The organism is Streptomyces coffeae, assembly GCF_016741875.1.
GTDB classification, from domain to species: domain Bacteria; phylum Actinomycetota; class Actinomycetes; order Streptomycetales; family Streptomycetaceae; genus Streptomyces; species Streptomyces coffeae.
In genome coordinates this window covers 1-1456 of record NZ_JAERRF010000118.1, presented here as the reverse complement: position 1 = coordinate 1456, position 1456 = coordinate 1, and the positions used below count along the sequence as shown (strand labels likewise).

The following is a 1456-nucleotide window of genomic DNA, read 5'->3' as shown; positions in this document are numbered from 1 at the left end:
GCTGACCAGCACCAGACGCGTCACACCACGCCGCTCCACCAGATGGCGCGCGAACACCGCACCCAGACCACCCGTACCACCGGTGATCAGAACAGTGCCGTCCAGCTCCATCGCGGGCGCGCTGCCGACCGCGGCACGGCCCAGACGCGGAGCCAGCAAACGACCCTCACGCACAGCGAGTTGCGGCTCATCCACACCGAGCACCGCACCCCAGTCGGGCAGTCCGCTGCCGTCGTGGTCGACGAGCGCGAACCGTCCCGGGTGTTCCGACTGGGCGCTGCGCAGCAGCCCCCACACCGGTGCCTGCGTGAGGTCCGGTGTCTCGTCCCCCGCGACCGCGACCGCCTTGTTCGTCACCAGCCTCAACAGCGTCTCGCTCAGCGAGGCGCTGTCCAGCCAGCGCTGGACCAGTGTCAGCGCTTCCAGCGCCGTCGCCCGCGCGCTCGCGGCCGGGTCCGCCCCGGCGGCGGTCTCGACGGTGGTGACGACGACCCGCGGCGCCGGTGCGCCCGCGGCGATCGCCTTCTCCAGGTCCGCCAGGTCGGCGTACCGGTCACCCGGCACCTGCATCTCACCGAGCACGGACACGGACACGTCCGCGGACGCCACGGTTCCGGTCGGCACGTCCACCCAGCCGACCTGGTGGAGGGAGCGCCGGCCGCTCCGCCGTGCGGCCTCGAGCCGTGACTGCTCCACCGGGCGGACGTCCATCCGGGCCACGCGCGCGATCGCCGTGCCGTCCTCCCCGGCGATCTCCATCCGCAGCGCGGTCTCGTCCGCCAGACCGATCCGCACCCGCAGCCGTGTGCCGCCGGTTCGGTCCAGCCGGACGCCCGACCAGGAGAACGGCAGTCCGCCCGGGGACCCGGGCCGGTAGAGCAGGCCGAGGCCCCCGTGCAGCGCCGAGTCGAGCAGCGCGGGGTGAACGGCGAAGCCCCGCTCGGAGCCGGCGACCTCGGGCAGCACCAGCTCGGTGCAGACGTCGTCCCCGACCTGCCAGGCCGACCGGACGCCCCGGAACGCGGGGCCGTAGTCGAACCCGGCGTCGGTCAGGTGTGCGTGCTTGTTCACTCGTCGGTACAGCTCGTCCACGTCGATCGGCTCGGCACCCGCGGGTGGCCACTGGGCCGGGAAGGGCGTCAGCGGTTCGCTGTCCGGGGCCAGCCGGCCGCGCGCGTGGCAGGTGGCCTCGCCGGGCTCGTCGTCGCTCTCCGGTCCGGTGAAGACGGCGACCTCGCGTCGGCCGTCGGCGTCGGCCGGTCCGACGGTTACCTGCACCCGCACCGGCGTGTCCTCGTCCAGCAGGAGCGGGGACTCGATCACCAGCTCGTCGACGACCGGGCAGCCGATCTCGCGTCCGGCGGTCAGCGCCATCTCGACCAGCGCCGCACCGGGCACCAGCACCATGCCGAACACGATGTGGTCCCGGGTCCAGGGCTGGGTGTCCTGGGACACG

1 protein-coding gene is annotated in these 1456 nt (G+C 73.8%); it reads right to left on the bottom strand.

The genetic code is table 11. The features are described from left to right. Positions 1–1456: SpnB-like Rossmann fold domain-containing protein (locus JK363_RS41210; RefSeq protein WP_201883455.1), on the bottom strand; the 1456-nt coding region annotated here is incomplete at both ends.